23 protein-coding genes and 1 pseudogene are annotated in these 22855 nt (G+C 60.8%); 9 read left to right on the top strand and 15 right to left on the bottom strand.

Annotated elements, in window-relative coordinates; all coding sequences use genetic code 11:
• Nucleotides 1–30: 30 nt before the first annotated feature.
• A complete protein-coding gene (locus ORL50_RS21130; RefSeq protein ID WP_266017753.1) occupies nucleotides 31–921 on the top strand; it encodes a pseudouridine synthase in 891 nt (296 codons plus the stop codon).
• Nucleotides 922–990: 69 nt separating this feature from the next.
• On the opposite strand, the gene ORL50_RS21125 is transcribed toward ORL50_RS21130, so the two are convergent.
• Together ORL50_RS21125 and mobA are read right to left on the bottom strand one after the other, a co-directional pair.
• Nucleotides 991–1212 carry a YgdI/YgdR family lipoprotein gene (locus tag ORL50_RS21125; protein WP_247292467.1) on the bottom strand — a complete coding sequence of 74 codons (222 nt, stop codon included), beginning with the start codon at nucleotides 1210–1212 and terminating at the stop codon, nucleotides 991–993.
• 77 nt (nucleotides 1213–1289) lie between these two features.
• Complete coding sequence (gene mobA, locus ORL50_RS21120; protein ID WP_266017750.1) at nucleotides 1290–1892, bottom strand: molybdenum cofactor guanylyltransferase MobA; 603 nt, start codon at nucleotides 1890–1892, stop codon at nucleotides 1290–1292.
• A gap of 81 nt (nucleotides 1893–1973) precedes the next feature.
• Here mobA and moaB point away from each other — a divergent pair, with 81 nt between their 5' ends.
• Together moaB and ORL50_RS21110 are read left to right on the top strand one after the other, a co-directional pair.
• Nucleotides 1974–2513 carry a molybdenum cofactor biosynthesis protein B gene (gene moaB / locus ORL50_RS21115; RefSeq protein ID WP_266017749.1) on the top strand — a complete coding sequence of 180 codons (540 nt, stop codon included), beginning with the start codon at nucleotides 1974–1976 and terminating at the stop codon, nucleotides 2511–2513.
• 22 nt (nucleotides 2514–2535) lie between these two features.
• The gene (locus tag ORL50_RS21110) at nucleotides 2536–3723 is read left to right on the top strand and encodes a molybdopterin molybdotransferase MoeA (RefSeq protein WP_266017847.1); all 1188 of its coding nucleotides are present in this window, start codon (nucleotides 2536–2538) and stop codon (nucleotides 3721–3723) included.
• Between the two features lie 79 nt (nucleotides 3724–3802).
• On the opposite strand, the pseudogene ORL50_RS21105 reads toward ORL50_RS21110, so the two are convergent.
• Nucleotides 3803–4015, bottom strand: a pseudogene (locus ORL50_RS21105) (hypothetical protein); the annotation flags it as partial.
• A gap of 201 nt (nucleotides 4016–4216) precedes the next feature.
• Here ORL50_RS21105 and yegS point away from each other — a divergent pair.
• Nucleotides 4217–5134: a lipid kinase YegS gene (gene yegS / locus ORL50_RS21100; protein WP_266017746.1), complete on the top strand. Its 918-nt coding sequence runs from the start codon at nucleotides 4217–4219 to the stop codon at nucleotides 5132–5134.
• Here the strand turns inward: yegS and ORL50_RS21095 are convergent.
• The 3 genes from ORL50_RS21095 to ORL50_RS21085 all read right to left on the bottom strand — a co-directional run bounded on the left by ORL50_RS21095 (nucleotide 5118) and on the right by ORL50_RS21085 (nucleotide 7352).
• The gene (locus tag ORL50_RS21095) at nucleotides 5118–5777 is read right to left on the bottom strand and encodes a response regulator (RefSeq protein ID WP_266017743.1); all 660 of its coding nucleotides are present in this window, start codon (nucleotides 5775–5777) and stop codon (nucleotides 5118–5120) included. The two genes, yegS and ORL50_RS21095, sit on opposite strands and share 17 nt — an antisense overlap.
• A complete protein-coding gene (locus tag ORL50_RS21090) occupies nucleotides 5774–6667 on the bottom strand; it encodes a sensor histidine kinase (RefSeq protein WP_266017846.1) in 894 nt (297 codons plus the stop codon). Before ORL50_RS21090 ends, ORL50_RS21095 begins: the two co-directional genes overlap by 4 nt.
• 214 nt (nucleotides 6668–6881) lie before the next feature.
• Entirely contained in the window at nucleotides 6882–7352 is a 471-nt protein-coding gene (locus ORL50_RS21085; RefSeq protein ID WP_266017740.1) for a hypothetical protein, read from the bottom strand.
• Between the two features lie 286 nt (nucleotides 7353–7638).
• On the opposite strand from ORL50_RS21085, the gene ORL50_RS21080 reads away from it, so the two are divergent.
• Both ORL50_RS21080 and ORL50_RS21075 read left to right on the top strand, forming a co-directional pair.
• Nucleotides 7639–8574, top strand: coding sequence for a chemotaxis protein CheV (locus tag ORL50_RS21080; RefSeq protein WP_266017738.1), 936 nt, complete (start codon nucleotides 7639–7641; stop codon nucleotides 8572–8574).
• Nucleotides 8575–9142: 568 nt separating this feature from the next.
• A complete protein-coding gene (locus ORL50_RS21075) occupies nucleotides 9143–9949 on the top strand; it encodes an MOSC domain-containing protein (RefSeq protein WP_266017736.1) in 807 nt (268 codons plus the stop codon).
• A gap of 68 nt (nucleotides 9950–10017) precedes the next feature.
• Here ORL50_RS21075 and ppnP read toward each other — a convergent pair whose 3' ends face one another.
• The 8 genes from ppnP to ORL50_RS21035 all read right to left on the bottom strand — a co-directional run bounded on the left by ppnP (nucleotide 10018) and on the right by ORL50_RS21035 (nucleotide 19334).
• Nucleotides 10018–10302 carry a pyrimidine/purine nucleoside phosphorylase gene (ppnP, locus tag ORL50_RS21070; protein WP_045058110.1) on the bottom strand — a complete coding sequence of 95 codons (285 nt, stop codon included), beginning with the start codon at nucleotides 10300–10302 and terminating at the stop codon, nucleotides 10018–10020.
• A 69-nt stretch (nucleotides 10303–10371) separates the two neighbouring features.
• Nucleotides 10372–10914 carry a 3'-5' exonuclease gene (locus tag ORL50_RS21065; protein WP_266017735.1) on the bottom strand — a complete coding sequence of 181 codons (543 nt, stop codon included), beginning with the start codon at nucleotides 10912–10914 and terminating at the stop codon, nucleotides 10372–10374.
• A 71-nt stretch (nucleotides 10915–10985) separates the two neighbouring features.
• Entirely contained in the window at nucleotides 10986–12947 is a 1962-nt protein-coding gene (locus ORL50_RS21060) for an acetyl/propionyl/methylcrotonyl-CoA carboxylase subunit alpha (RefSeq protein ID WP_266017733.1), read from the bottom strand.
• Between the two features lie 118 nt (nucleotides 12948–13065).
• Complete coding sequence (locus ORL50_RS21055) at nucleotides 13066–13863, bottom strand: enoyl-CoA hydratase/isomerase family protein (RefSeq protein ID WP_266017731.1); 798 nt, start codon at nucleotides 13861–13863, stop codon at nucleotides 13066–13068.
• Nucleotides 13860–15017: a citronellyl-CoA dehydrogenase gene (atuD, locus tag ORL50_RS21050; protein WP_266017729.1), complete on the bottom strand. Its 1158-nt coding sequence runs from the start codon at nucleotides 15015–15017 to the stop codon at nucleotides 13860–13862. Before atuD ends, ORL50_RS21055 begins: the two co-directional genes overlap by 4 nt.
• A gap of 24 nt (nucleotides 15018–15041) precedes the next feature.
• Entirely contained in the window at nucleotides 15042–16658 is a 1617-nt protein-coding gene (atuC, locus tag ORL50_RS21045) for a geranyl-CoA carboxylase subunit beta (RefSeq protein WP_266017728.1), read from the bottom strand.
• 3 nt (nucleotides 16659–16661) lie between these two features.
• Nucleotides 16662–17531, bottom strand: a complete 870-nt coding sequence (locus ORL50_RS21040) for an SDR family oxidoreductase (protein ID WP_266017727.1) — start codon at nucleotides 17529–17531, stop codon at nucleotides 16662–16664.
• 12 nt (nucleotides 17532–17543) lie between these two features.
• Nucleotides 17544–19334 (bottom strand): acyclic terpene utilization AtuA family protein, encoded by a 1791-nt coding sequence (locus ORL50_RS21035; protein WP_266017845.1) that lies wholly within the window; start codon nucleotides 19332–19334, stop codon nucleotides 17544–17546.
• Nucleotides 19335–19538: 204 nt separating this feature from the next.
• Between ORL50_RS21035 and ORL50_RS21030 the strand changes: the two genes are divergently transcribed.
• The 3 genes from ORL50_RS21030 to ORL50_RS21020 all read left to right on the top strand — a co-directional run bounded on the left by ORL50_RS21030 (nucleotide 19539) and on the right by ORL50_RS21020 (nucleotide 22163).
• A complete protein-coding gene (locus tag ORL50_RS21030; RefSeq protein ID WP_266017725.1) occupies nucleotides 19539–20165 on the top strand; it encodes a TetR/AcrR family transcriptional regulator in 627 nt (208 codons plus the stop codon).
• A 90-nt stretch (nucleotides 20166–20255) separates the two neighbouring features.
• Nucleotides 20256–21050, top strand: a complete 795-nt coding sequence (locus ORL50_RS21025; protein WP_266017722.1) for a substrate-binding periplasmic protein — start codon at nucleotides 20256–20258, stop codon at nucleotides 21048–21050.
• 99 nt (nucleotides 21051–21149) lie between these two features.
• A complete protein-coding gene (locus ORL50_RS21020; RefSeq protein WP_266017721.1) occupies nucleotides 21150–22163 on the top strand; it encodes a GNAT family N-acetyltransferase in 1014 nt (337 codons plus the stop codon).
• Between the two features lie 133 nt (nucleotides 22164–22296).
• Here the strand turns inward: ORL50_RS21020 and ORL50_RS21015 are convergent, their stop codons facing one another.
• Nucleotides 22297–22845, bottom strand: coding sequence for an RNA polymerase factor sigma-70 (locus ORL50_RS21015; RefSeq protein WP_054614033.1), 549 nt, complete (start codon nucleotides 22843–22845; stop codon nucleotides 22297–22299).
• Nucleotides 22846–22855: the final 10 nt, after the last annotated feature.

The raw sequence follows: 22855 nt of genomic DNA, 5'->3' as shown, positions 1-22855 counted from the left end.
CGACCTGCATTAGGGGGTTAGAGCTTTCGTATGTCCACTTCATCTTTTTCAGCTGCGCATTCACAGGCCAGCACGCTGTACTTGCCACCAGGGGCGTGGCCGACCGTGCTGGACTGCCTGTGCGAACATTTCAGCGCCATCGGTCGCGAGCAGTGGCTCGACCGCATTGCCCGAGGGCGTGTACTGGACGGCTCGGGCCAACCCATCCCCCTCGACCTGCCCTACAAGGAAGGTCTGCGCATTCATTATTTCCGGGAAGTCCCGGATGAAAAGCCGATCCCGGTGATCGAATCAATCCTCTACGCAGATGAGCATCTGGTGGTGGCGGACAAGCCGCACTTCCTGCCAGTCACGCCTGCGGGCGAATACGTCGAGCAAACCTTGCTGCGCAGGTTGATCCGCCGCCTGGACAACCCGCACCTGGTGCCGCTGCATCGCATCGACCGCCACACCGCCGGGCTGGTCTTGTTTTCGGCCAACCCTGACAGCCGCTCGGCTTATCAGTCGCTGTTCCCGACCCGGCAGATCGAAAAACGCTACGAAGCCATTGCCCCTGCATTGCCCGGGTTGTCTTTTCCTCGGCTGCACAAAAGCCGGCTGGTTGAGGGCGAGCCGTTTTTTCGCATGCAGGAAGGTCCGGGCGTGAGTAATACCGAGACAGCGGTAGAGGTGAAGGAAAAACACGGCGATCTGTGGCGTTATGCGCTGTATCCAGTCACGGGCAAGAAACACCAGCTGCGGGTGCACATGTCAGCACTGGGCGCGGGTATCTGCAATGATCCGTTCTATCCCCTGGTGCTGCCGGATGTTGTCGATGACTATGCCAATCCCCTGAAGTTGCTGGCCCAAGGCTTGCGTTTCATCGATCCGCTGACCGGCCAGGTGCGTGAATTCGAAAGCTCGCTGGTTCTGGATTGGTAATTACCGTTCTCCAGTCGCGAAAAAGCCCGCCGAAGCGGGCTTTTCTGTATCAGGGCGGTGCCGAAAAAATTACAGCTCTTTAACGGTACGAACCTGATCCTTGTTGATGCGGGTTTCTTTACCGTCGAGTTGTTGGAACTCGTAGAAACCGGAATCTTCATCATACTTTGGCGAGTCGACAGCCTGGATTTCGCGACCATCATTCAAGGTGATCACGGTAGGCGAAGAGCAACCGGCAAGGGTCGCAAGGCCCAGTGCGAGCATGAAAGTGGCGAGGGTCCGTTGAGTCATGAGTGTGTCTCCGAGATGAATTCTTTGGTTACTGAGCTTGTAGACGTGTACAGCGCGCGCAAGTTCCTTGGCTAGTGTCAGTCTGACACAGTGCCCGGGGTGCGTAATAGCTCCGGAGTATTCAGGTTGGCTAGTCGCGGGTCATTTTCCGGGCATTGCAGGGCGATCGAACCCAGTTTGCGCATTATACGACCCGGACTGCGTTCCCCCTCGCTCCAGGCCTCATCAAATGCCTCGCGCAGGGCCACGGGAATGATGCACAGCAGCGGTTCCCAATGCTCGCCATGGCGCAGCATCAAGGGCTTGTCCGGATGCAAGCTGGCCGTTTCGCGCATGGCCTGCAGCAGCGCGGCATCAATGCGCGGCACATCACAGGGCAAGACCATCATGAAAGGGTGCCGCGCGGCGTGCAGGCCTGCGCGAATCCCTGCCAGGGGACCGGGGAAATCCCCTTCATCGTCATGCACCAGGCGGTCGGCGTAAGGGGTGTATTTGTCCAGGTTGCGGTTGCAGGAAATGATCAGGTCGTCGCTCAACTGCCGGGTCTTGCGCTGCAGATGCGCAATCAGCGGCTCGCCATGCCAGTCCAGCAACCCTTTGTCCTGCCCGCCCATGCGTTGGCCGCGTCCGCCGGCCAGGAGCAGAATCGAGCAGGGCGGCAACGGGGTTGCGAGAGTCATGGCGGGCCTCCATGGGGGCGGCGAAAAAAGTGGGGGCTGTGATATAACACCGGCCTGTTTTTCCTACAACTGGACGAGCCGATGAAAGCCAAGGCTGAAGTACCTTTCGCACCGCTTAATATTGCGGTACTCACGGTCAGCGACACCCGTACCCTGGAAACCGACACTTCTGGCCAGGTCTTCGTCGACCGCCTGAGCGCTGCCGGGCATAACCTGGCGGAGCGGGTCTTGCTCAAAGATGATCTGTACAAAATTCGAGCGCAAGTCGCCCACTGGATTGCCGAAGACGTCGTGCAGGTCGTACTGATCACGGGCGGCACAGGTTTCACTGGTCGCGACAGCACGCCAGAAGCGGTGAGCTGCCTGCTGGACAAGCAGGTCGACGGATTTGGCGAGCTGTTCCGGCAGATTTCAGTAGCCGACATCGGCACGTCCACCGTGCAGTCCCGGGCGCTGGCCGGCCTGGCCAATGGCACACTGGTCTGCTGCCTGCCTGGTTCGACCAATGCGGTGCGCACCGGATGGGATGGCATCCTTGCCGAGCAGTTGGACTCGCGCCACCGCCCTTGCAACTTCGTAGCTCACCTGAAACAGGCGGCGCCTTGTGAATCCCGCGGGTAAGCCAGGTAAGAAGGGCACGCTGATGCCGGTCGAAGAGGCGCTGGCACGCCTGCTGGAAGTCGCGGATGCCACGCCGATCCTGCAGCGCGAGCGCTTGCCGTTGGCCCAGCTACAGGGGCGGGTATTGGCCGAGGATTTGCTATCGACCCTGGATTTACCGCCTTGGCCGAACAGCGCCATGGACGGCTATGCCCTGCGCTTGTCCGACTGGACCGGCGAACCGCTGGTGGTCAGCCAGAAGATTTTTGCCGGTAACGCGCCGCCACCTCTGCAGCCAGGTACTTGTGCGCGAATCTTTACCGGCGCCCCGGTGCCTGCTGGCGCCGATTGCGTCGAGATGCAGGAGAACGCCGAGGTCCAGTCGGACGGGCGGGTAGGTTTCATCCAGGCCATGAGTATCGGCCAGAACATTCGTCCCCAGGGCCAGGAAACCACAGCAGGTGAGCAGGTGCTGGCCGCCGGCACTCGATTGGGTCCAATTGAACAGGGGCTGGCGGCTTCGCTGGGCTGTGCCGAGCTGGAAGTCATTCGCAAGGTTCGCGTTGCGGTGCTGTCCACGGGTGACGAGCTGATCGAGCCCGGTCAGCCCCTCGGCCCAGGGCAAATCTACAACAGCAACCGGGTGTTGCTCTGCAGCTGGTTGCAGCGCCTGGGTTGCGAGGTGATCGACGCCGGTATTCTCCCCGACGATCTGCCCACCACCCGCGCTCGCCTCGGCCAGCTCAACGATGTTGACCTGATCCTTTCCACCGGTGGTGTCTCGGTAGGTGAGGCTGATTTTCTCGGCATCGCCTTGCGCGAGGAGGGCGAGTTGACCCTGTGGAAGCTTGCGATCAAGCCAGGCAAACCGCTGACCTTCGGGCATTTTCGTGGGGTGCCGGTAATCGGCCTGCCAGGTAATCCGGCCTCGACCCTGGTGACCTTTGCCTTGCTGACCCGGCCTTACCTGTTGCGCCGTCAAGGCGTGCGGGACATTGAGCCCCTGAAGTTCCAGGTACCAGCGGGTTTCGATTGGCCAATGGCAGGCAATCGCCGCGAATACCTGCGTGGGCGCCTGGAGAACGGGCGGGCGATTATCTACAAGAACCAGAGCTCGGGTGTGCTGCGCAGTGCCGCGTGGGCCGAGGGACTCGTGGAAGTGCGCGAAGATCGTACGTTGGTCGAAGGTGAGTCTGTCGGTTTCATTCCTCTGAGCGAAGTGCTGGGCTGACGCCTCGCTCATGCCTGTCATGCAGACTCGCTCGATACAACGGCGAGTCTGCATGACAGGTGGCGTGTAGGGCGCCGGTTCAGCGAGCCAGCAAGTTCACCACTTGATCAAAACGGCTGTTGGCGATCCATCCCAGTACACCCAGGACCACGACTGTTGCGCCCGCTGAATAGGCGAGGCGGTGCTTGATGATCCTGACGGTTCTGCGCAGTTCATCCATTTCTCGATGGATGTGCGTAAGGTGGGCCTTCAGTTCAACGACGCGAGATTCCATATCCACTTCTCTTCCGGGTATTTGGTAACAGAAGTTGCCAAAGTGGACCAATCAATCCGGATGGTCAATTGAGCCGATTCCTGTCCTTTTGTAAGAAAAAATACCGTGTTGTAGGACGCTGCTCTGACATCGCTTAAATAATTGGTTTTTTTACGGCTTTTTTGGACGCGGCCGAGGTCAACATCTGCCATACGGAATCCAATCCTGGGAGTGACTGCCATGAGCGAACGCAAAGCGCTGTTGATTCTGCACGGCAAGCAAGCGCTCAACGAAGCGGTGCGTACCGCAGTTGAAGAAAAACGGCAACAGGGCTGGGACCTGGCTGTACGGGTGACCTGGGAGGCTGGCGATGCTCAGCGACTGGTTGATGAAGCGCTCAACGCAGGCTATTCGCAGATCATTGCCGGGGGCGGTGACGGCACCCTGCGCGATATCGCCGAAGCAATCGCCAACCACTCGGCAGACGCCAGCCTGGTACTGATGCCCCTGGGCACCGCCAACGATTTCGCCCGCGCCGCAGGTGTGCCGCTGGAGCCTGGACCGGCGTTGGAGTTGCTCGATAGTCCGGCCAGCGCCATCGACCTGGGCGAAGCCGGCGATCAGGTATTCCTGAATATGGCCACGGGCGGCTTCGGCAGCCAGGTTACCGCCAACACGTCGGAAGATCTGAAAAAAGTCCTCGGCGGGGCGGCCTATCTGTTTACCGGATTGTCGCGCTTCAGCGAATTGCACGCGGCTTATGGCGAGTTGCAGGGGCCTGATTTTCACTGGAGCGGTGAGCTCCTGGCGTTGGGCATCGGCAATGGTCGACAGGCCGGTGGCGGTCACGTCCTGTGTCCCGAGGCGCTGGCTGACGACGGCTTGCTCGATATCAGCATCCTGCCTGCGCCCCAGGAGTTGGTTGGCACCTTGAAGAACCTGCTGGCTGATGGCTTTGGCCTGGATAGTATGTTTGTGCGCGCTCGCTTGCCCTGGGTCGAAATCAAGGTTTCCGAAGGCCTGTACATCAACCTCGATGGCGAACCGCTGGAAGGCGACAACCTGCGCTTTGCGGCGCGCCCGGCAGCCCTTCGAGTGCATCTGCCGGCGGATTCACCTTTGTTGAGCGGATCGACCGTCGTCAGTCATCCAGACTGATGATCTGCTCGCGCACGGCAAACAGAACCAACCCGGCCACGTCGTAGATCTGCAGGCGCTTCATGATCTGCGAGCGGTGGGTTTCCACGGTCTTGATGCTCAGCCCAAGTCCGCTGGCGATCTCCCGGGTGGATTTTCCGCGAACGATCAGGCGCAGGATTTCCAGCTGACGCGCCGTCAAGTTATGGGTGTCGATGCTGGGCGCCTGGCTGGTGCGGTTGCGCACCAGCGCCTGGTTGATCACGGTGTGGGCAATGCCCGGGCTCAGGTAGCGTTCGTTATTTCGCAGCGCATCGAGCGCTTGTTCGAGTTCGGTAGCGGTCATGTCCTTGAGCAGGTAGCCATGAGCGCCGGCCTCCAGCGCCTGCATGACCAAGGCGGGATCGGTGTGCATGGAAAGGATCAGCACCTTGCATTGCGCACGCACGCGCTTGAGGTGCTGCAACGCCTCCAGGCCGCCGGTTTGCTTCATGGATATATCCAGCAGGACGATGTCCGGCGACAGTCGCTCGACCATCTCCACCAGCAGTGAGCCGTCGTTGGCTTCACCCACTACTGAGTAACCAGGGATATCCAGTACCAGGGCGCGCACGCCAGCCCTGATCAGCGAGTGGTCGTCCACCAGAAGCAAGTTACAAGTCAATGCAGAACCTTATTCGTGCTGGCCCGTTCAAGCGCACGGGGCGCCCAGGGGAAAAGTGCTTCGAGGCGCGTGCCATTGCCCGGTTCGCTTGTGACCAACAAGGTGCCACCCAATTGTTCCACCCGTTCCGCCATGCCGGCCATGCCGCGTTGTCCCTCGCGCGCTGGATCGGGAGCGGGAGTGAAGCCCTGGCCATCATCGCAGATTGACAGTGAAAGCCCCTGGGACAGGCGCTGCAGGCGCACCACCAGGTTTTTCGCCCTGGCATGGCGCAGCACGTTCGTCACGGCTTCCTGGGTCAGTCGAAAAGCCGCAACGGCCGTTTCCTCGGGAATCCCGGTCAGACGCTGCTGGCATTCCAGGCTCCAATGAACCGGCGTGTTGGCCAGAGTCTTGAGCAAGTGCGCGCGCAAACTGGCTTCAAGGCCCAGGCTGGCGAGCTGTCGGGGATTGAGGATCGCCGACAGATCGCGAACCTTCAACAGGGTTTCCTCGAGCGTTTCGCAGAGCATCGCGCAGTGGCCTTGCAGCTCTTCGGGCATACGGCGTTTGAGCCAATCGCTTTGCAGCTTGGCTGCCGTGAGCAGCTGGCCAATGTCGTCGTGCAATTCGCGACTGAGGCGATGGCGTTCATTCTCCTGAACCTGCAGCAGCCGGTCAGCCAACTCCTGGGGCTGGAACTTGATCATGCGACTGGTCAGGCGATGTTGCAGGCACAGGGCCAACAGCGTCGCGAAGTTCAACGCCAGCAACCCCGCCGGCAGCTCCAGGGACAAACAGTAGACCAGCAGGTTGCCCAGCACCGAGCCGCCGCACAGCAGCAGCGTCAGCCGTCGCGCATTCACGGGGGAGGGTGGCCACGGGATGATTGACTTCAGGCTGGCGTACATAGCGGATGGAGCCAATGGATGTTCGCTGGGGAAGATAGCCAAGTGCAGTGGCCTATCCGGGTGTGGAATCAATGCGCCATTAATTGACGTCAATTAACGGTCGGCATGATAGCACCGAAGATACCGCTGGTCGCGCAGCCATCAGAGGGCTAAACCGTCAGGCCCCACGCTTATACCGACGGTTTTCCTCCGTTTTACGCTTAGTTGCGGCAGGTCAGGCGTGAACGGTCGGAAAACCAACCAGCGTAAATGGCTTTGCGCTCATGGGGGGCTGGAACGGGTGGTGGCCGACCTGAAAGGCAAAGGCTTCAATCAGCTCGGTCTGTTCGCTGTCATCGAGGAATAGCTGGCCGGTGCTGCGATCGATCAGCTCAAGTTGCCAGGCGATCAGCGTCAGGCAGTCTTTCAACGCGGCGAGCGCCTCGTCGTGCAGCGGCATGTGGTGGTGAGCATGGTTGAGCACGCTGTGAACCTGCAGCGCAAAGCTCGACACCGCTACGAGGGCGAGCGCATCAGCCTTGCTCGCCAATTTGAGCAGGGTGCTGAGGATGCAGTCGATCGCATCCTTGTCATTGCTGATCAGCTGCAAATGAGTCAGGCATTCCTCTGTCTTGGCCAACAGCAGTTCCGCCTCGACTTGAAAATCGGTGAACCGCTGAGCCCACGCCTTAGGGTCGATTCGCATGCCGACTCCACTCGTGCAATGAGAAAGGCATCACATTAATGGCTATCGGATAGGACGAATATCAGGTGGGGCCTGATTGCGGGTAGGGGTAACCCTTAGGCAAGGGAACCTGGGGAGCGAGGAGTTGTCGCGTGCGCCAGCGCAGGGAGGAGGATCTATGGCAGTAGAGCATGATGTTAATGTGACATCAATGCCCGGGCGTGGCATCTTCATGAACGGGTCAAGATCTGCTTCATATAGCCGATAACCTCATAATGAATTCATCCGCACACGCCCAGGAGTCATGATGGCCGGCATTCTCGACACGGTAGACAAACGCACGCAACTGGTGGGTGAGAATCGCCTGGAGATCCTCATGTTCCGCCTGGCGGGTCGGCAATTGTTCGCGATCAACGTGTTCAAGGTTCAGGAAGTGTTGCAGTTGCCCAAGCTGACCTTGATGCCCCAGCGTCATCCTTTTGTCTGCGGCGTGGTCAACTTGCGCGGGCAGACCTTGCCGGTGATCGACCTGTCCCAGGCTATCGGCATGCGGCCTCTGGTTCCTGGACCGACCAGCACGATCATCGTCACCGAATACAACCGTTCGGTGCAGGCGTTCCTGGTCAGTGGCGTAGACCGCATCGTCAACATGAATTGGGAAGCCATCCTGCCTCCGCCCACCAGCGCCGGACGTCAGCATTACCTGACCGCGATCAGCAAGGTTGATGACCAGTTGGTGGAAATCATCGATGTCGAGAAAGTCCTGGCAGAGATTGTTCCGTACAACGCCAAGGTGTCCCGCGAGAAACTCGAAGACCCAGTGCTCGAGCGCGCGCGGGGCCGTGAAGTGCTACTGGTGGATGATTCGAATGTGGCCTTGGCGCAATTGCGCGACACCCTGGGTCAACTGGGCGTGAAGATGCACATCGCCAGCGATGGCCTCAAGGCCTTGAGGATGCTCAAGGCCTGGGCAGACACGGGCGAAAACATGACCGACAAGCTACTGATGGTGTTCACCGACGCCGAGATGCCGGAAATGGACGGCTATCGCCTGACCACCGAGATCCGTAACGATCCACGCCTGCGGGGGCTTTACGTGGTGCTGCACACATCGTTGTCCGGTAGTTTCAACGAGTCGATGGTGAAGAAGGTGGGCTGTGACAACTTCCTGTCCAAATTCCAGCCGGACAAACTGGTTGATGTGGTGCGCCAGCGGTTGATGCTGGATGAAGTGCCGGCGTGAGTTTTGGATTCTGACAGCGGTAGTGCCCACCCAAGCAATATCGCATGAAGAAGCAAAAAACGCGTCAGTCCGAAGGGTGTGCACGACCAGACAAGCGCAGCGCGCCGGCTTGATGCCTTGGTCGGCCCGAAGGCCGCCACGGCCCGGTTGTTGATCACGGACGCCCCGTTAACCACGCTGGCCGAACGCAGGCTTTGCGCAGCGGGTAAACCGGCAAGGATGCCGGTTTAGCCGCGCTGGGCCAGGGATGGCCCATCGCGGCGACCCGCTGCGTAATGCCGGAGTGAGGGCACACCGAGCCTAGGCGAGGTGCCGAGTGGTGGGGCAAAAGCGCTTTGGTTACTTTCGCGCTTTTCGAAAGTGACCCGCCGTAAGGGCGGAACCATAAGCAGCCTTGACCGCAGCAAAGGATATGTACACAAAGCAAGATCAAAAGATCGCAGCCTCGTTTCACTCGACAGCTCCTACAGGAAAGTCGGTGTACCTGCCGTGAGGGCGTACCCAAGGCAAGATGGATTCAAACCCCAAGCTCGTATAGGGTGGCACTTTTCCCCCCAGGAAGCTGGCCATGCTGCATCTGAGCGCGCTCTATCGTTATCCCCTGAAATCCGGCAAAGGCGAGACCCTGCAACAGGTCAGCCTGGACAAACTGGGCCTGGACGGCGATCGACGCTGGATGCTCGTGGACGAGGCCAGCGGCCGCTTCCTCACTCAGCGGGCGGTGGCAACGATGAGCCAGTTGTCCGCATTGTGGAATGCCAACGGCGGCCTGACACTCAGCGCTCCCGGACACTCGGCCCTGGAAATAGCCTTGCCGGACAACAATGCCGAACTGCGCGGAGTGACCATCTTTCGCGACAGCCTGCGCGTGCCCGATGCCGGAGACGAGGCGGGTGCATGGGTCAGTGAATTCATCGGCAAACCAACGCGCCTGGTACAGATCCCCCTCGATCGCGCGCGAACCACCCAGGCCGGCTACGGCAAGGACGACGATCAAGTGGCATTTGCCGACGGCTTCCCGTTGTTGCTGATTGGCCAGGCGTCGCTTGAGGACCTGTCGCAACGGGTCGGGCGCCCGCTGGAAATGCTGCGCTTTCGCCCCAACCTGGTGATCCAGGGCAGCGACGCCTACGCCGAAGATAGCTGGAAGCGCATTCGTATCGGTGAAGTCGAGTTCCGCGTGGTCAAGTCGTGTTCACGCTGCATCCTGACCACGATCGATCCGCAGACCGGCCAACGCAGCGAAGACCGTGAGCCCTTGGCCACTTTGCAGAAATACCGGGCCCAGGCTGACGGCGCCATGTTCGGCCAGAACCTGGTGAACGACGGCAATGGCCGGCTTGAAGTCGGCATGCCAGTGACTGTCCTCGAATAACTACGGCGCAATGAAAAATGCCCGGGTCCAAAGGCCCGGGCATTTTTTTGCCGTGAAAAACCGCAGGTTTAGCCGCGGTATTCGCACAGGTAAGCCGTGTCGACAGCCACTTTCAGCTGGAACTTGCTGTTGGCTGGCACATTAAACTGGCTGCCTGCGGCGAAGGTTTCCCAGTCGGTGCTGTCTGGCAGCTTGACGGTCAATGCCCCGCTGACCACGTGCATGATTTCACGCTGGCTGGTGCCGAATTCATATTCGCCCGGTGCCATGACGCCGATGGTCGCCGGACCTTCTGCAGTGCCGAAGGCGATGGACTTGACGGTGCCGTCGAAGTACTCGTTGACTTTAAACATGGGCGATTCCTCGAAAAGGGCTTAAAAGGGCCGGCCAGTATGCACAAGCCCCTGGGCGCCGTCACCACTCTAGGCGGGGAGAATCAGCGGCAGCAGGCGCGCTGTATTGCGTGCATCTTCAAGTGCCCGATGTTGCTGCCCGGTGAACTGCATGCCCGCCAACTGCAGGGCACCGTTCAGGCCCAGTGGGCGTTCCAGCCTGCGGACCTTGGCGAAGCGTTGCTTGAGATTCATGTGCGGCACCCGGCTTAGCAGGCTGTCCAGGTGCAGGCGCTGCCACTCCTGGACCAGTTGCTGGCGATCGTAGTCGCCCCAGCTGGCCCAGCCCTCCAGGCGTGATTGATGTTGGCCGAGCCAGCGCTCGAACGCACCCCAGACTTCCTCCAGGGGCTGCGCAGCGTCGATATTGGCCTGGGTGATGTGCGTCAGTTCGCGACAGAACGGCGTCAGCAATGGACGGCGTAGCGGCCGCACGAAACGCTGGAAATGGTCGAGCTCGCGACCTTTGCGATCCACCAGGGTGGCGCCGATTTCGATGATTTCCATTTCCGTTACTGGCCAACCACCGTCATCGGTGGTGGCTTCAAGATCAATGACCAGCCAATGGGGCATCGCAGGTTTCCTGGTATCCGCGTCCTGATAGGCTTTGAGCGTAGCCAAACCCTGCGGTTCCGCCTAGCGGCTTATTCGACCTCGAGCAAAATCTGCCGGTTCTTCACCTGGTCGCCGACGCTGACCTGCAGGCGCTTGAGCACGCCATCGATGCCGGATTTCAGCGGATGCTCCATTTTCATCGCCTCCAGCACCACCAGCAGCTGACCCTTGGTGACGGCACTGCCCTCGCTGACCAACACGTCGACGATCGCGCCATCCATCGGCGCCTTGAGGGTGCCAGAACCGAGGCTGGCCTGGCTGCTGACCGGCACTTGCGTGCGGTCTTCCAGGCACAGGCTGCCAGGACGGGTGAACAGCCACAGGCGTGCACCTTCCAGACGGTAGGCGTGGCGCCGGCGGATGCCATCGATTTCCAGGGTGGCCCAACAGCCGTCGCAGTCAACGACCTTCAGGCTCAGGGTCTGGCCGGCGATCTGAATCCGATAGGGTTGGCCTGCATCGGCATTCAGTTCAACGGCCCAGTCCTGTTCTTCCAGCCCCAGACGATAGTGCAGGGGAACGCTGGCATTGTTGCGCCAGCTGGCCAGTGGCACTGCATGCATCTGGGCCGAATGGTAATGAAACAACACGGCAGCGCTCGCCAGTTCTGCAGCGCTTACAACCCTTGGCTGCAAACAATCGTGATCGGCGAAATGCCTGGCGATGAACCCGGTACTGAATTCGCCACTGACGAACTGCGGATGCTCCAGCAATCGAGCGAGCAATACCTGATTGGTCTGCACCCCCAGTAACACACAGTCCTGCACTGCGCGCACCAGCTTGCGCCGAGCCTCTTCGCGGGTGGCGCCGTGGGCGATGATTTTGCCCAGCATCGGGTCGTAGAACGGGCTGATTCGCTGGCCGGCGAGCAGGCCGTGGTCGATCCGCACATCACCGTGCAACGCCGGTTCCCACGCCGCGACGAGTCCGGTTTGCGGTAAAAAGCCCTGGGTCGGGTCTTCGGCGTACAGACGAACTTCCATGGCATGGCCGGTGAGCTGCACTTGCTCCTGGCGCAGCGGCAGCGGCAGTCCTTGCGCGACCCGCAACTGCCACTCCACCAGATCAAGGCCGGTGATCATTTCAGTCACCGGGTGCTCGACTTGCAGGCGCGTGTTCATTTCCAGGAAGTAGAACTGTCCCTGGCTGTCCAGCAGGAACTCCACGGTACCGGCGCCGACGTAATTGACCGCGCGGCCAGCCTGCAGCGCAGCCTCACCCATGGCCTGGCGCAAGGCATCGGTCATGACCGGGCAGGGCGCTTCCTCGATGATTTTCTGATGGCGGCGCTGAATCGAACAGTCGCGCTCGCCGAGGTAAATCAGATTGCCGTGCTGGTCGCCGAACAGCTGCACCTCGACATGCCGTGGGTCGATCAACGCCTGTTCCAGAATCAGTTCATCGCTGCCAAACCCGTTCAGTGCTTCGGAACGTGCGGTGTGGATCTGTTGCAGCAACTCGTTGGCGTCATGCACCAGGCGCATGCCGCGACCGCCGCCCCCGGCGCTGGCCTTGATCATCAGCGGATAACCAATACGGGCGGCTTCGCGGCTCAGGCTCGCGTCATCCTGTTCGGCGCCTTGATAGCCGTCGATACAGGGCACGCCAGCGGCGAGCATGGCGATTTTCGACAGGCGTTTGCTGCCCATTAGTTCGATGGCTTCGGGGCTTGGGCCGATAAAGGTGAGATCAGCTTCCTGGCAGGCGCGGGCGAAGCCGGCGTTTTCCGATAAGAAACCGTAGCCCGGGTGAATGGCGTCGGCACCCGTGCGGCGGGCGGCTTCGATGATCGCCGGGATGTTCAGGTAGGATTGTTGCACCGGCGCCGGGCCGATATTCACCGCCTCATCGGCCATGCGCACGTGCAGGGCTTGGGCGTCGGCATCGCTGAACACGGCGACGGTGCGATAGCCCAGGGCCTGGGCAGTGCGCTGGATGCGACAGGCAATTTCACCGCGGTTGGCGACCAGGATTTTGTTGAAGGAGGGCATGGATGCTTTCCTTGAGTTTTGCAGTGAGTGACAGGGCCTCATCGCGAGCCGGCTCGCTCCTACACGGGATCTATGGTGTTCACCAACCCTGTGGGAGTGAGCCTGCTCGCGATGCTCTTCAAGGCGCCCACCCCGGTTTACGTTTTTGCACAAAAGCCAGCGTCCCCTCGACCCCCTCTGCCCCCGTCACCGCTTCGCTGAACCACTGCGCCGCTTCATCCAGCAAGGCATCCGAGGGTTGTCCCGCACTTGCCAACAAGAGCTTTTTGGTCGTGGCATTCGCCCCCGGCGCGCAACACAGCACATGGGCCAGCACTTCATCCAATCGCTCGGCCAGGGCCTGGGCATCATGCTCGACGAAATGCACCAGGCCGATCCGCCGCGCCTGGGTGCCATCGAATCGCGCGGCCGTCAGTGCCAGGCGCCGGGCTTGCGTCAGGCCAATGCGCTGCACCACGAACGGCGCAATCTGCGCGGGCAGGACGCCGAGGCTGGTCTCGGGTAAGCCGAACTGCGCCTGGTGATCGGCCAACGCGACATCGCTCACACACGCCAAGCCCAGGCCACCGCCCAGCACGGCACCCTGCAGCACGGTGATCACCACTTGCGGCGCGTGCTGCACTTCCTGCAGCAGCGCACCAAAGGCTCGGTTCAGCTGACGAAAGCCGTCGGCACCCTGGGACCGGGCGCTGGCCATATCCTTGATGTCGCCACCGGCGCAGAAATGCCCACCGGCGCCGCCAATCACCAGCGCCCGGACGGCCTGGTCCTCACGCACGCTCGCCAGCAATGCCCGCAGTTCGGCGACCATTTGCAAGCTCATGGCATTGCGACTTTCCGGGCGATTGAGGGTGACGTGCAACACGCCGTTATGCAGTTCGAGCAGCAACGTCTGGCACTCGGGCAAGCGGCTCATTTTTTCTTCCCCGGCAGGATGCCCATCAGCTTGCAGATGATCCCCAGCATGATCTCGTCGGCGCCACCGCCGATCGATACCAGGCGCACATCGCGATAGGCGCGTGCCACCGGGTTGTCCCACATGAAGCCCATACCGCCCCAGTATTGCAGGCAGCTGTCGCTGACTTCGCGCCCCAGGCGCCCGGCCTTGAGCTTGGCCATGGACGCCAGGCGGGTGACGTCCTGACCCTTGATGTATTGCTCAGTGGCCTGATAGACCAGCGCCCGCAGGCACTCGATCTCGGTTTGCAGTTCGGCCAGGCGAAAGTGAATGACCTGGTTGTCGATCAGCGCATTGCCAAAAGTCTTGCGCTCCTTGCAGTACTCGATGGTGCTGTCGACGCAGTACTCCAGGCCCTTGATCATGTTGGCCGCGCCGAACAGGCGTTCTTCCTGGAACTGCAACATCTGCATCATGAAGCCCGCGCCTTCGTGGCCGATGCGGTTGCGCTGGGGCACCCGCACGTTGTCAAAAAACACCTGGGCAGTTTCCGAGCTGCGCATGCCGAGCTTGTCCAGGTGCGAGCTGAGGCTGATGCCCGCAGTCTTCATCGGTACCATGATCAGCGATTTGTTGATGTGCGGTTTATCGTCCGAGGTGTTGGCCAGCAAACAAATGAAATCGGCACTCGGCGAGTTGGTGATCCACATTTTGCTGCCGTTGATCACGTAGTCGTCGCCGTCCTTGCGGGCGCTGGTTTTCAAGCCGGCGACGTCGGACCCGGCACCAACTTCAGAGACTCCAATGCAACCGACCTGCTCGCCAGTGATCGCCGGGCGCAGGAACTCATCGCGCAGTTCATCAGAACCAAAACGTGCCAGTGCCGGCGTGCACATGTCGGTCTGCACGCCGATGGACATCGGAATACCGCCGCAATGAATGGTGCCGAACTCTTCGGCCGCGACGATCGAGTAGCTGTAGTCGAGGCCCATGCCGCCAAATTTTTCCGGCTTGGAAATGCCCAGCAGGCCCAGCTCGCCGGCCTGGCGAAAGATCTCGTGGATGGGAAACCGCCCGGCTTTTTCCCATTCGTCGACGTGGGGATTGATCTGGTTATCGACAAACTGGCGGACCGTGCGGCGCAGTGCTTCGTGTTCCTGGGTGAAGATCATTTTTATTGTTCTCCTCATCGCCGCTTAGAAGCGGGCTACACCAAAACTGTTTGCATGCAGTGGCCGCACTTCGGCCTCGTGACAGATGTCCAGCAGGTAACCGAGCAAGGTACGGGTGTCGCGCGGGTCGATCAGGCCGTCGTCCCACAAGCTGGCGCTGCCGTACAGCGCCGTGGATTGACCGTCCAGTTTCTGCGCGGTGACCTGTTCCAGCATGTCGAGCATTTTCGGGTCGGGCACCAGGCCGTCCTTGAGTTGTTTAGCCTCGGTAACGATGCGCAGCACCTTGCCCGCCTGGGCACCACCCATCACCGCGGTGCGGCTGTTAGGCCAGGCGAAGATAAACCGTGGGTCGAGGCCGCGACCGCACATTGCATAATTGCCGGCGCCGTAGGAGCCGCCGACCACGATCGTCAGTTTCGGCACGCGGGCGTTGGCCACCGCCTGGATCATCTTGGCACCATGTTTGATCACGCCCTGCTGTTCCGATTCGGTGCCCACCATGAACCCGGTGGTGTTGTGAAAAAACAGCAGCGGAGTCTGACTCTGGTCACACAGCTGAATGAACTGCGCTGCCTTGCTCGCGCCCCTGGGGGTGATCGGGCCGTTGTTGCCGATGAAGCCGCAGGCGCGACCCTGAATCTGCAAATGCCCACAAAGGGTCTGCTGATCGTACTCGCCCTTGAACTCGAGGAAGTTCGAACCGTCGGCGATTCGCGCGACGATTTCCCGCGCGTCATAGGGCTTTTTCGGGTCATCGGGAATCAGCCCGAGTAACTCGTCGATGGGGTACAGCGGTTCTTCAAAGCTTGGCCGAGGAGGCTGCGCGAGCCGCGCGTTCCAGGGCAGCAGACGCAGAATCTCACGCACCTGGCGCACGCCATCGGCATCGTTTTCCGCCAGGTACTCCGCCGTGCCGGCCACTTGTGCGTGCATCTCGGCGCCACCAAGTTGCTCATCGGTGGCGATCTCACCGGTGGCGGCCTTGAGCAGTGGCGGGCCTGCGAGGAACAGCTTGGCCTTGCCGCGCACCACCACCACGTAATCCGACAGCCCCGGCTGATACGCCCCGCCCGCCGTGGCCGAGCCGTGGACCACAGTGATCTGCGGCAGGCCCATGGCCGACATCCGCGCCTGATTGGCAAAGCTGCGAGCGCCTTCGACAAAAATCTCCGCAGCGTAATTGAGGTTGGCGCCACCACTCTCGGCCAGGGTGATAACCGGCAGTTTGTTCTCCATGGCGATCTGCTGCAGGCGCAAGGATTTTTTCAGGCCGCTGGGGGAAATCGTCCCGCCCTTGATCGCGCTGTTATTCGCCACCACCAGTACCCGCACTCCGGACACGTAACCGATGCCGGCAATCAGGCCGCCACCGGCTGAATTGCCGTCCTTGTCATCGTGCAGCTTGTAACCCGCCAGACTCGCCAGTTCGAGGAAAGGTGCGCCGGGATCCAACAACAGGTTGAGGCGTTCCCGGGGCAACAATTGCCCGCGCTGGTCGAACCTGGATTTGGCCTCGGCCGCTTTGTTCAGAAGATTCTGTTCGAGCTGCCGAACCTGCTCGACGCCCGCCAGCATCGCGGCGCGATTCTGCGCAAATTGTTGGCTCGCGGGGTCGACCTGGGACTGTATGACCGGCATGGTTTAGTCCTTGTCCTGAAGTACTTCGGGCAGGTACGCCCGGTGAAAACCGTTGTACGACTCGCTGTTCTGCGCCTTGTGCATTGGCCATGCGCGCCCGCCCAGGCTCGCCGCGCCATCGATGCGCAAGGTGCTGCCGCTGATAAAGGCCGCAGCCGGGCTGAGCAGGAAAACGATTGCCGCGCTGACTTCCGATTCAGTGCCGATACGCTTGAGCGGAACATGCTCGCGCAAGGTCGGAATCACCGCCTTGAACGCACCCTCGTAAGTGTCCATGCCGCTTGAGGCGATCCAGCCGGGTGCCACGGCGTTGACTCGCACGCCGGCGTAACCCCACTCGAAAGCCGCCGTTTTTGTCAGGTTATCCATGCCCGAGCGCGCGGCGCCGGAATGCCCCATGCCTGGCATCCCGCCCCACATGTCGGCGAGCATGTTGACGATCGCGCCGCCGTGCTTGCTCATGGACTGATTGAACACTTCCCGGGCCATCAGGAAGCCGCCCACCAGGTTGGTCCGCATCACGGTTTCGAAGCCCTTCTGGTTGATCGAGGCCAGCGCAGAGGGGAACTGCCCGCCGGCATTGTTGACCAGGCCATGGATGGGGCCGTGCTGGCGGATCAGTTCGCTGACGATGTGGCGCACCGTTTCCTCCTCGCGGATATCGCACACCACCCAATCGGCCTGGCCGCCATCTTCGCTAATCTCGTGGGCGACGTTCTTCAGCTTGGCCGCGTTGCGCCCCACCAGCAGCACATGAGCGCCAAGCGCCGCCAGTTCGTGGGCGGTGCAGCGGCCGATACCGCTGCCGCCACCGGTCACGATGATGTTTTGCCCGGCAAATAAACCGGCTTTGAAAATCGAATCGTAGGCCACGGTGGCAGTCCTCTAATTGACCTGGTCGGCGATGCTTTTCGGCACCGGAATCTGGATTTCCAGCAACTGCTGGGCGAACGCCTTGCCTTGCGGGTCGATGCGCAGACTGGCCACGCCACCGCCGCCGAGGGCATTTTCCAGGAGGAAATTCAGGCTATGAGTGGCTGGCAGGTACCAGCGCTCGACTCGGCCGTGCACCGGGTCGAGGACATGGCTCATCCAGTCCACCAGCACTTCCGGGGTCAAGGCTTCGGCGATCCACGGCAGGTACTCCGGTTCGCGGGCCATGACGCCGATGTTGCTGTGATTGCCCTTGTCCCCGGAGCGCGCAACCGCCAGCTTGACCAGCTCGACGCTGGCGTCGGCCAGGCCGGCGGGCTTGGGCGGATCGAGCGGCACTGGCAGGTTCTGAGTGTCGAGCACCGCGATGGCGGGCAAGGCGCAGGGATGCAGCTGGCCTTCGAAGTGAATGCCCAGGGTGCACGCGGATTTATCGATCAGGAAGGAGAACAGGCGGATCAGCGGGTACACGGTCGGTCGTCCGCCGACGATCCCGGTCAATCCCGGTGCCATGCCGGTGGCCGCCTGGGCGATCTCGCGGGAGAACAGGATCAGCGCCTGCTTGTCCGGATGCCGCACGGCAAGTTTGATCACCACCTCGCGGCTGTCCTGGCGCTGACCGCGAGGGCCGTAGGTAGCCTCGCTGCCAAGCAATTCGATGTTCACTTCGCTGTAGGGCGCCCACCCGCGTTGGCTGAAGATTTCTGCAGTTTTGCTGATGATCGCGGCGCTGACGCGCCGGGCCTTGTCGACTGCATCGATGCCGGCGATCAGGCAACTGGCGGTGCAGCGAAAGCCGTCCATATAGGTCGCGCTGACTTTGTACTGGTCGGTGGGTGGCAAGCCCTTGGCGCCGTGCACCTGCACTCTGTTTTTGCCCTGTTGCACCAGCCTGACCTGGGTGAAATCACACACAACGTCAGGCAACAGATAGGCCTGTGGGTCGCCGATTTCATACAGCATCTGCTCGCCCACGGTCAGTGGCGTGACCAGGCCGCCTGAGCCTTCGGGTTTGCTGACGATGAACTGGCTGTCGCGGCTCACTTCGACGATCGGAAAGCCGATGTGTTCGTAGTCCGGCACCTCACGCCAGTCGGTGAAGTTGCCGCCGGTGCATTGCGCTCCGCATTCGATGATGTGGCCGGCGAGGGCGGCCTGGGCGAGCTTGTCGTAGTCCTGCCACGACCAGCCGAACTCATGCACCAGGGCAGCACTGACCACTGCACTGTCGACCACCCGCCCGGTGATGACGATGTCCGCCCCCAGGCGCAAAGCTTCGACGATGCCCGGGGCGCCGAGGTAGGCGTTGGTCGAGACACACATCGCCGGCAAAGGCGCACCACTGAACATTTCCTGGATACCCAGGGTTTTGAGCTGCTTGAACTGTGGTTGCAAGTCATCGCCCTGCAGCACGGCGATCTTCAGTTCCACCCCGGCCTTGTTGCAAGCGGCTTGCAGGGCTGCGGCACAGGCTTGCGGGTTGATCCCGCCGGCGTTGCTGATAACCCGGATGCCTTGATCGGCGATTTGCGTGAGCAGCGGGCCGAGGACTTCAATGAAGTCACTGGCGTAACCGGCCTGGGGATCTTTCATCCGCGCCCCGGCCATGATCGACATAGTGATCTCCGCCAGGTAGTCGAATACCAGGTAATCCAGGCGTCCCCCTTCCACCAGCTGCGCCGCGGCCGTCGAGGTATCGCCCCAGAACGCGCTGGCGCAACCGATGCGAATGGTTTCAGGCACAGTTGGCTTCATGCTCACCTCCGTCGACGGTGTAGGGAGATTACCGTTCCGAGACTACCAAGCAAGCGCTTGGTTTGTAAATGCCTGGAATATCTTCTGCCCAAGCGCTTGCTTGGTTGTCATCGCCAGCTTAAATTGCCCGCGCAAGCCCGCTGTTTTAGTGGCGAGCGGCGTATCTGACTGATCGACTGTAGGAGAGAATGGGTGGACGAGCAAAAAGCCCTGGGCGTCATGCGTGAACTGGTCGACAACGGCCAGTTGACTGACCCCGACAGCGCCCGCGGCAAACTGCTGCAGGTCGCCGCCCACCTGTTCCGTAACAAAGGTTATGAGCGCACCACAGTGCGCGACCTCGCCGGCGCCGTGGGCATTCAGTCGGGCAGTATTTTTCATCACTTCAAAAGCAAGGATGACATCCTGCGTGCAGTCATGGAGGAGACCATCCGCTACAACACGGCGTTGATGCGTGCCGCGCTGGCCGAGGCTGGGAGCGTGCGCGAGCGGGTGCTGGCGCTGATTCGATGCGAGCTGCAATCGATCATGGGCGGCAGCGGTGAGGCCATGGCGGTGCTGGTCTACGAATGGCGTTCGTTGTCCGAGGAAGGCCAGGCACAGGTGCTGGCCCTGCGCGATATCTACGAACAGCTGTGGCTGCAGGTGCTGGGGGAGGCCAAGGACGCCGGCTTGATTGGCGGCGATGTGTTCATCACGCGGCGGTTCCTGACGGGTGCGCTGTCCTGGACCACCACCTGGTTTCGCGCCGGTGGCAGCATGAGCCTGGATCAACTGGCGGATGAAGCCTTGATCATGGTATTGAAAGAGCCACGATAGTGGTGATTTGCCAGCAAGAAACTGGCTAACCAGGCGAAACCGCCTAGCTTGAATGCATAGCAGCGTAATTTTCGGGAGTAGGTGGTTTTGATGTCCTCGCCAACACGGACGGCCTTCCGGTTTTTACTGGCGGCGCTTCCCGCCTTATGCATACTGCCGTCCCCGGCCGCACAGCTGGTTCGAGTCGGCGCCGCGCATTTTCCACCCTATACCGTGCGCCCGGAAATGGGCGCCGACACCGGCTTGCTGCCGCAATTGGTCGAAGCGTTGAATGTTGCGCAGCATGACTACGAGTTTGTGCTGGTGCCGACTTCGATTCCCCGGCGCTTTGGTGACTTCAAGCAGGGTCGGGTGGACATGGCGATCTTCGAGAACCCTGATTGGGGCTGGAAGGACATTCCCCATACCACGGTCGACATGGGCCTGGAGGATGCCGAGATTTTCGTCGCGCAACAGCTGCCGGATCGGCAACAGGACTATTTTGCCGACCTTGCCGGCAAACGTTTGGCGCTGTTCAGTGGCTATCACTACGAGTTCGCCAACTTCAATGCCGACCCCAAATTCCTTGCGCAACGTTTCAACGCTTCGCTGACCTATTCCCATGACAGTAACTTGCTCATGGTGCTGCGTGGGCGTGCGGACATTGCACTAGTCACGCGTTCCTACCTGAGCGATTACCTGCTGCGTAACGGCAAGGTGGCCAATCAACTGCTGGTATCCCAGCGGGTGGACCAGGTCTATCACCATTATGCAATCCTGCGTCCTGCGGCCCCCATCAGCAGTGAAGCCTTTGGCAAGTTGCTGCAGGGGTTGCGGGAGAACGGCGAAATGCTGAAAATTTTTGCGCCGTACCGAATTGCCGTGGTGCCTGTTCCCGGCGATTGATGGAGACAGCGGTTCGAGTAATTCCTATCTTTAGTTAAATTTTCCTGATCGGCTCACGTCACCACGTTTAACAGTTGATGATTAACGTGAGCCCGAACCATGTCCGATGTGAACGCTCTGAATACCCTGACATTGCCGGATGGCCGCTGTCTGGTTGCGGATGAAACCAGCCACCGCTTGAGCCTCGGCCTCGACGGGCAGCCGCTGGTCGCCTTGAGCCTGAACCGCGAACCTGCGCTGCACGTGGCGATCGAGCAACGTTTCGAACGTCCCGACAGTGAAATCTTGCACTTGGCCTGTTACTGGTTCTTCGCCAGTGACCCAGCCTGTCAGTACCTCACCTGGCAGCTCGAAAAAACCCCGACCGACGCCCTGAGCGGCGGTTTGCTGGTGACCGGCGAAAGCAGCGGCCAGTACCGTTGCGAGCGCGCGCTATTCTGGCAGTTGCCTCAACCCTGGTTGCGCCAGGCCAGTACCGGCAGTTACCCGCAATACCCAGTGATCAGCGGTGGCAAGCGCCACCCGTTGCGCCCGATCAAACCCCGGGGCGAAGTTTACCGACGCTTCGATGCTCGGTTGGGGTCATGGATATCCCTGCGCACCGTCGATATCGAGCAGGACCTGACGCGCTTCAATCGCTGGCAGAACAGTGCTCGGGTTGCGAGTTTCTGGCAGGAGGAGGGCAGCCTCGAGCAACACCGCGAGTATCTGACCAAGCTGCAGGCCGACCCGCACACGCTGCCGTTGATTGGCTGCTTCGATGATCAGCCGTTTGCCTATTTCGAGGCCTACTGGGCCAAGGAGGATCGCATCGCACCGTTCTACGAGGCGGGCGATTACGATCGAGGAATTCATATGCTGGTGGGTGAAGAACAGCACCGCGGCCCACACAAAGTGGCGAGCTGGTTAGCGGCGCTGACGCACTACCTGTTTCTCGATGATCCGCGCACCCAGCGGGTGGTGGCCGAGCCGCGAGCGGATAACGCGAAGATGATCGGCTACATGCAGGGGCAGCGGTATCACTGCGAGAAGGAGTTCGACTTCCCGCATAAGCGGGCGGCGTTGATGGTGTTGGGGCGGGAGCGGTTTTTCGAGCGGTGTGGGTTGGCTTGAGGATCTTGTTCGATCTTGAGTCACCAATCGCGAGCAGGCTCACTCCTACATTGGATCTTCACAATAGACCCCTGTAGGAGTGAGCCTGCTCTGGGCGGCAATCCGACGATGGGGGTACCACAAATTCCAGATCTCAACGCCTAGCAAAAGTGTCCGCCCGACTCCCCGACACCTTGCGGCAATGCACCAGTGCATCGCGAATCATGAAGTTCACCAGTGTCGGCGACACTCCCAGTTCCTTGGCGATGTCCTTCTGCGGTACGCCATGCAGGCGGTACATCTCGAATGCATAACGGGTGCGGCTGGGCAGCTCCGTGAGCGCGTCGGCGATGTGTTCCAGGGTCGAGAAATTGATGTGCGAGGTTTCCGGCGAGGCGCCCTGGATCACCACATTCAGGCCTTCCTCTTCAGGCCCGGAATACTTCTGCTCCAGCGCCTGCTTGCGGTAGTGGTCGATTGCCAGGTTGCGCACGATCTGGAACAGATAGCTGAGCTGCGCCTTGAAGGAGGAGGTGATCTGCGGCGCAGACTGCAAGCGGAAGAACGCATCCTGTACCACGTCTTCGGCGCGCGACCGGCACCCGGTAATGCGTGCTGCAATCTTCACCAGAATCAGTCGATTGTCGACGAATGCCTGAAGTAGCGGTGAATCGCACCTGCTTGTGGATACTTGTTCCGTCATGGAAAACACC

This window comes from Pseudomonas sp. RIT-562 (assembly GCF_026241895.1).
GTDB classification, from domain to species: Bacteria; Pseudomonadota; Gammaproteobacteria; order Pseudomonadales; family Pseudomonadaceae; genus Aquipseudomonas; species Aquipseudomonas mandelii_F.
Note: the sequence above shows the minus strand (reverse complement) of the source record. Positions and strands in the feature narration are given on the sequence as shown.

Coding starts and splice junctions, on each gene's coding strand:
- ORL50_RS21130 (WP_266017753.1), top strand. CDS start 31: ATGTCCACTTCATCTTTTTCAGCTGCGCATTCACAGGCCAGCACGCTG.
- ORL50_RS21125 (WP_247292467.1), bottom strand. CDS start 1,212: ATGACTCAACGGACCCTCGCCACTTTCATGCTCGCACTGGGCCTTGCG.
- mobA (WP_266017750.1), bottom strand. CDS start 1,892: ATGACTCTCGCAACCCCGTTGCCGCCCTGCTCGATTCTGCTCCTGGCC.
- moaB (WP_266017749.1), top strand. CDS start 1,974: ATGAAAGCCAAGGCTGAAGTACCTTTCGCACCGCTTAATATTGCGGTA.
- ORL50_RS21110 (WP_266017847.1), top strand. CDS start 2,536: ATGCCGGTCGAAGAGGCGCTGGCACGCCTGCTGGAAGTCGCGGATGCC.
- yegS (WP_266017746.1), top strand. CDS start 4,217: ATGAGCGAACGCAAAGCGCTGTTGATTCTGCACGGCAAGCAAGCGCTC.
- ORL50_RS21090 (WP_266017846.1), bottom strand. CDS start 6,667: ATGTACGCCAGCCTGAAGTCAATCATCCCGTGGCCACCCTCCCCCGTG.
- ORL50_RS21085 (WP_266017740.1), bottom strand. CDS start 7,352: ATGCGAATCGACCCTAAGGCGTGGGCTCAGCGGTTCACCGATTTTCAA.
- ORL50_RS21080 (WP_266017738.1), top strand. CDS start 7,639: ATGGCCGGCATTCTCGACACGGTAGACAAACGCACGCAACTGGTGGGT.
- ORL50_RS21075 (WP_266017736.1), top strand. CDS start 9,143: ATGCTGCATCTGAGCGCGCTCTATCGTTATCCCCTGAAATCCGGCAAA.
- ppnP (WP_045058110.1), bottom strand. CDS start 10,302: ATGTTTAAAGTCAACGAGTACTTCGACGGCACCGTCAAGTCCATCGCC.
- ORL50_RS21065 (WP_266017735.1), bottom strand. CDS start 10,914: ATGCCCCATTGGCTGGTCATTGATCTTGAAGCCACCACCGATGACGGT.
- ORL50_RS21060 (WP_266017733.1), bottom strand. CDS start 12,947: ATGCCCTCCTTCAACAAAATCCTGGTCGCCAACCGCGGTGAAATTGCC.
- ORL50_RS21055 (WP_266017731.1), bottom strand. CDS start 13,863: ATGAGCCGCTTGCCCGAGTGCCAGACGTTGCTGCTCGAACTGCATAAC.
- atuD (WP_266017729.1), bottom strand. CDS start 15,017: ATGATCTTCACCCAGGAACACGAAGCACTGCGCCGCACGGTCCGCCAG.
- atuC (WP_266017728.1), bottom strand. CDS start 16,658: ATGCCGGTCATACAGTCCCAGGTCGACCCCGCGAGCCAACAATTTGCG.
- ORL50_RS21025 (WP_266017722.1), top strand. CDS start 20,256: ATGTCCTCGCCAACACGGACGGCCTTCCGGTTTTTACTGGCGGCGCTT.
- ORL50_RS21020 (WP_266017721.1), top strand. CDS start 21,150: ATGTCCGATGTGAACGCTCTGAATACCCTGACATTGCCGGATGGCCGC.
- ORL50_RS21015 (WP_054614033.1), bottom strand. CDS start 22,845: ATGACGGAACAAGTATCCACAAGCAGGTGCGATTCACCGCTACTTCAG.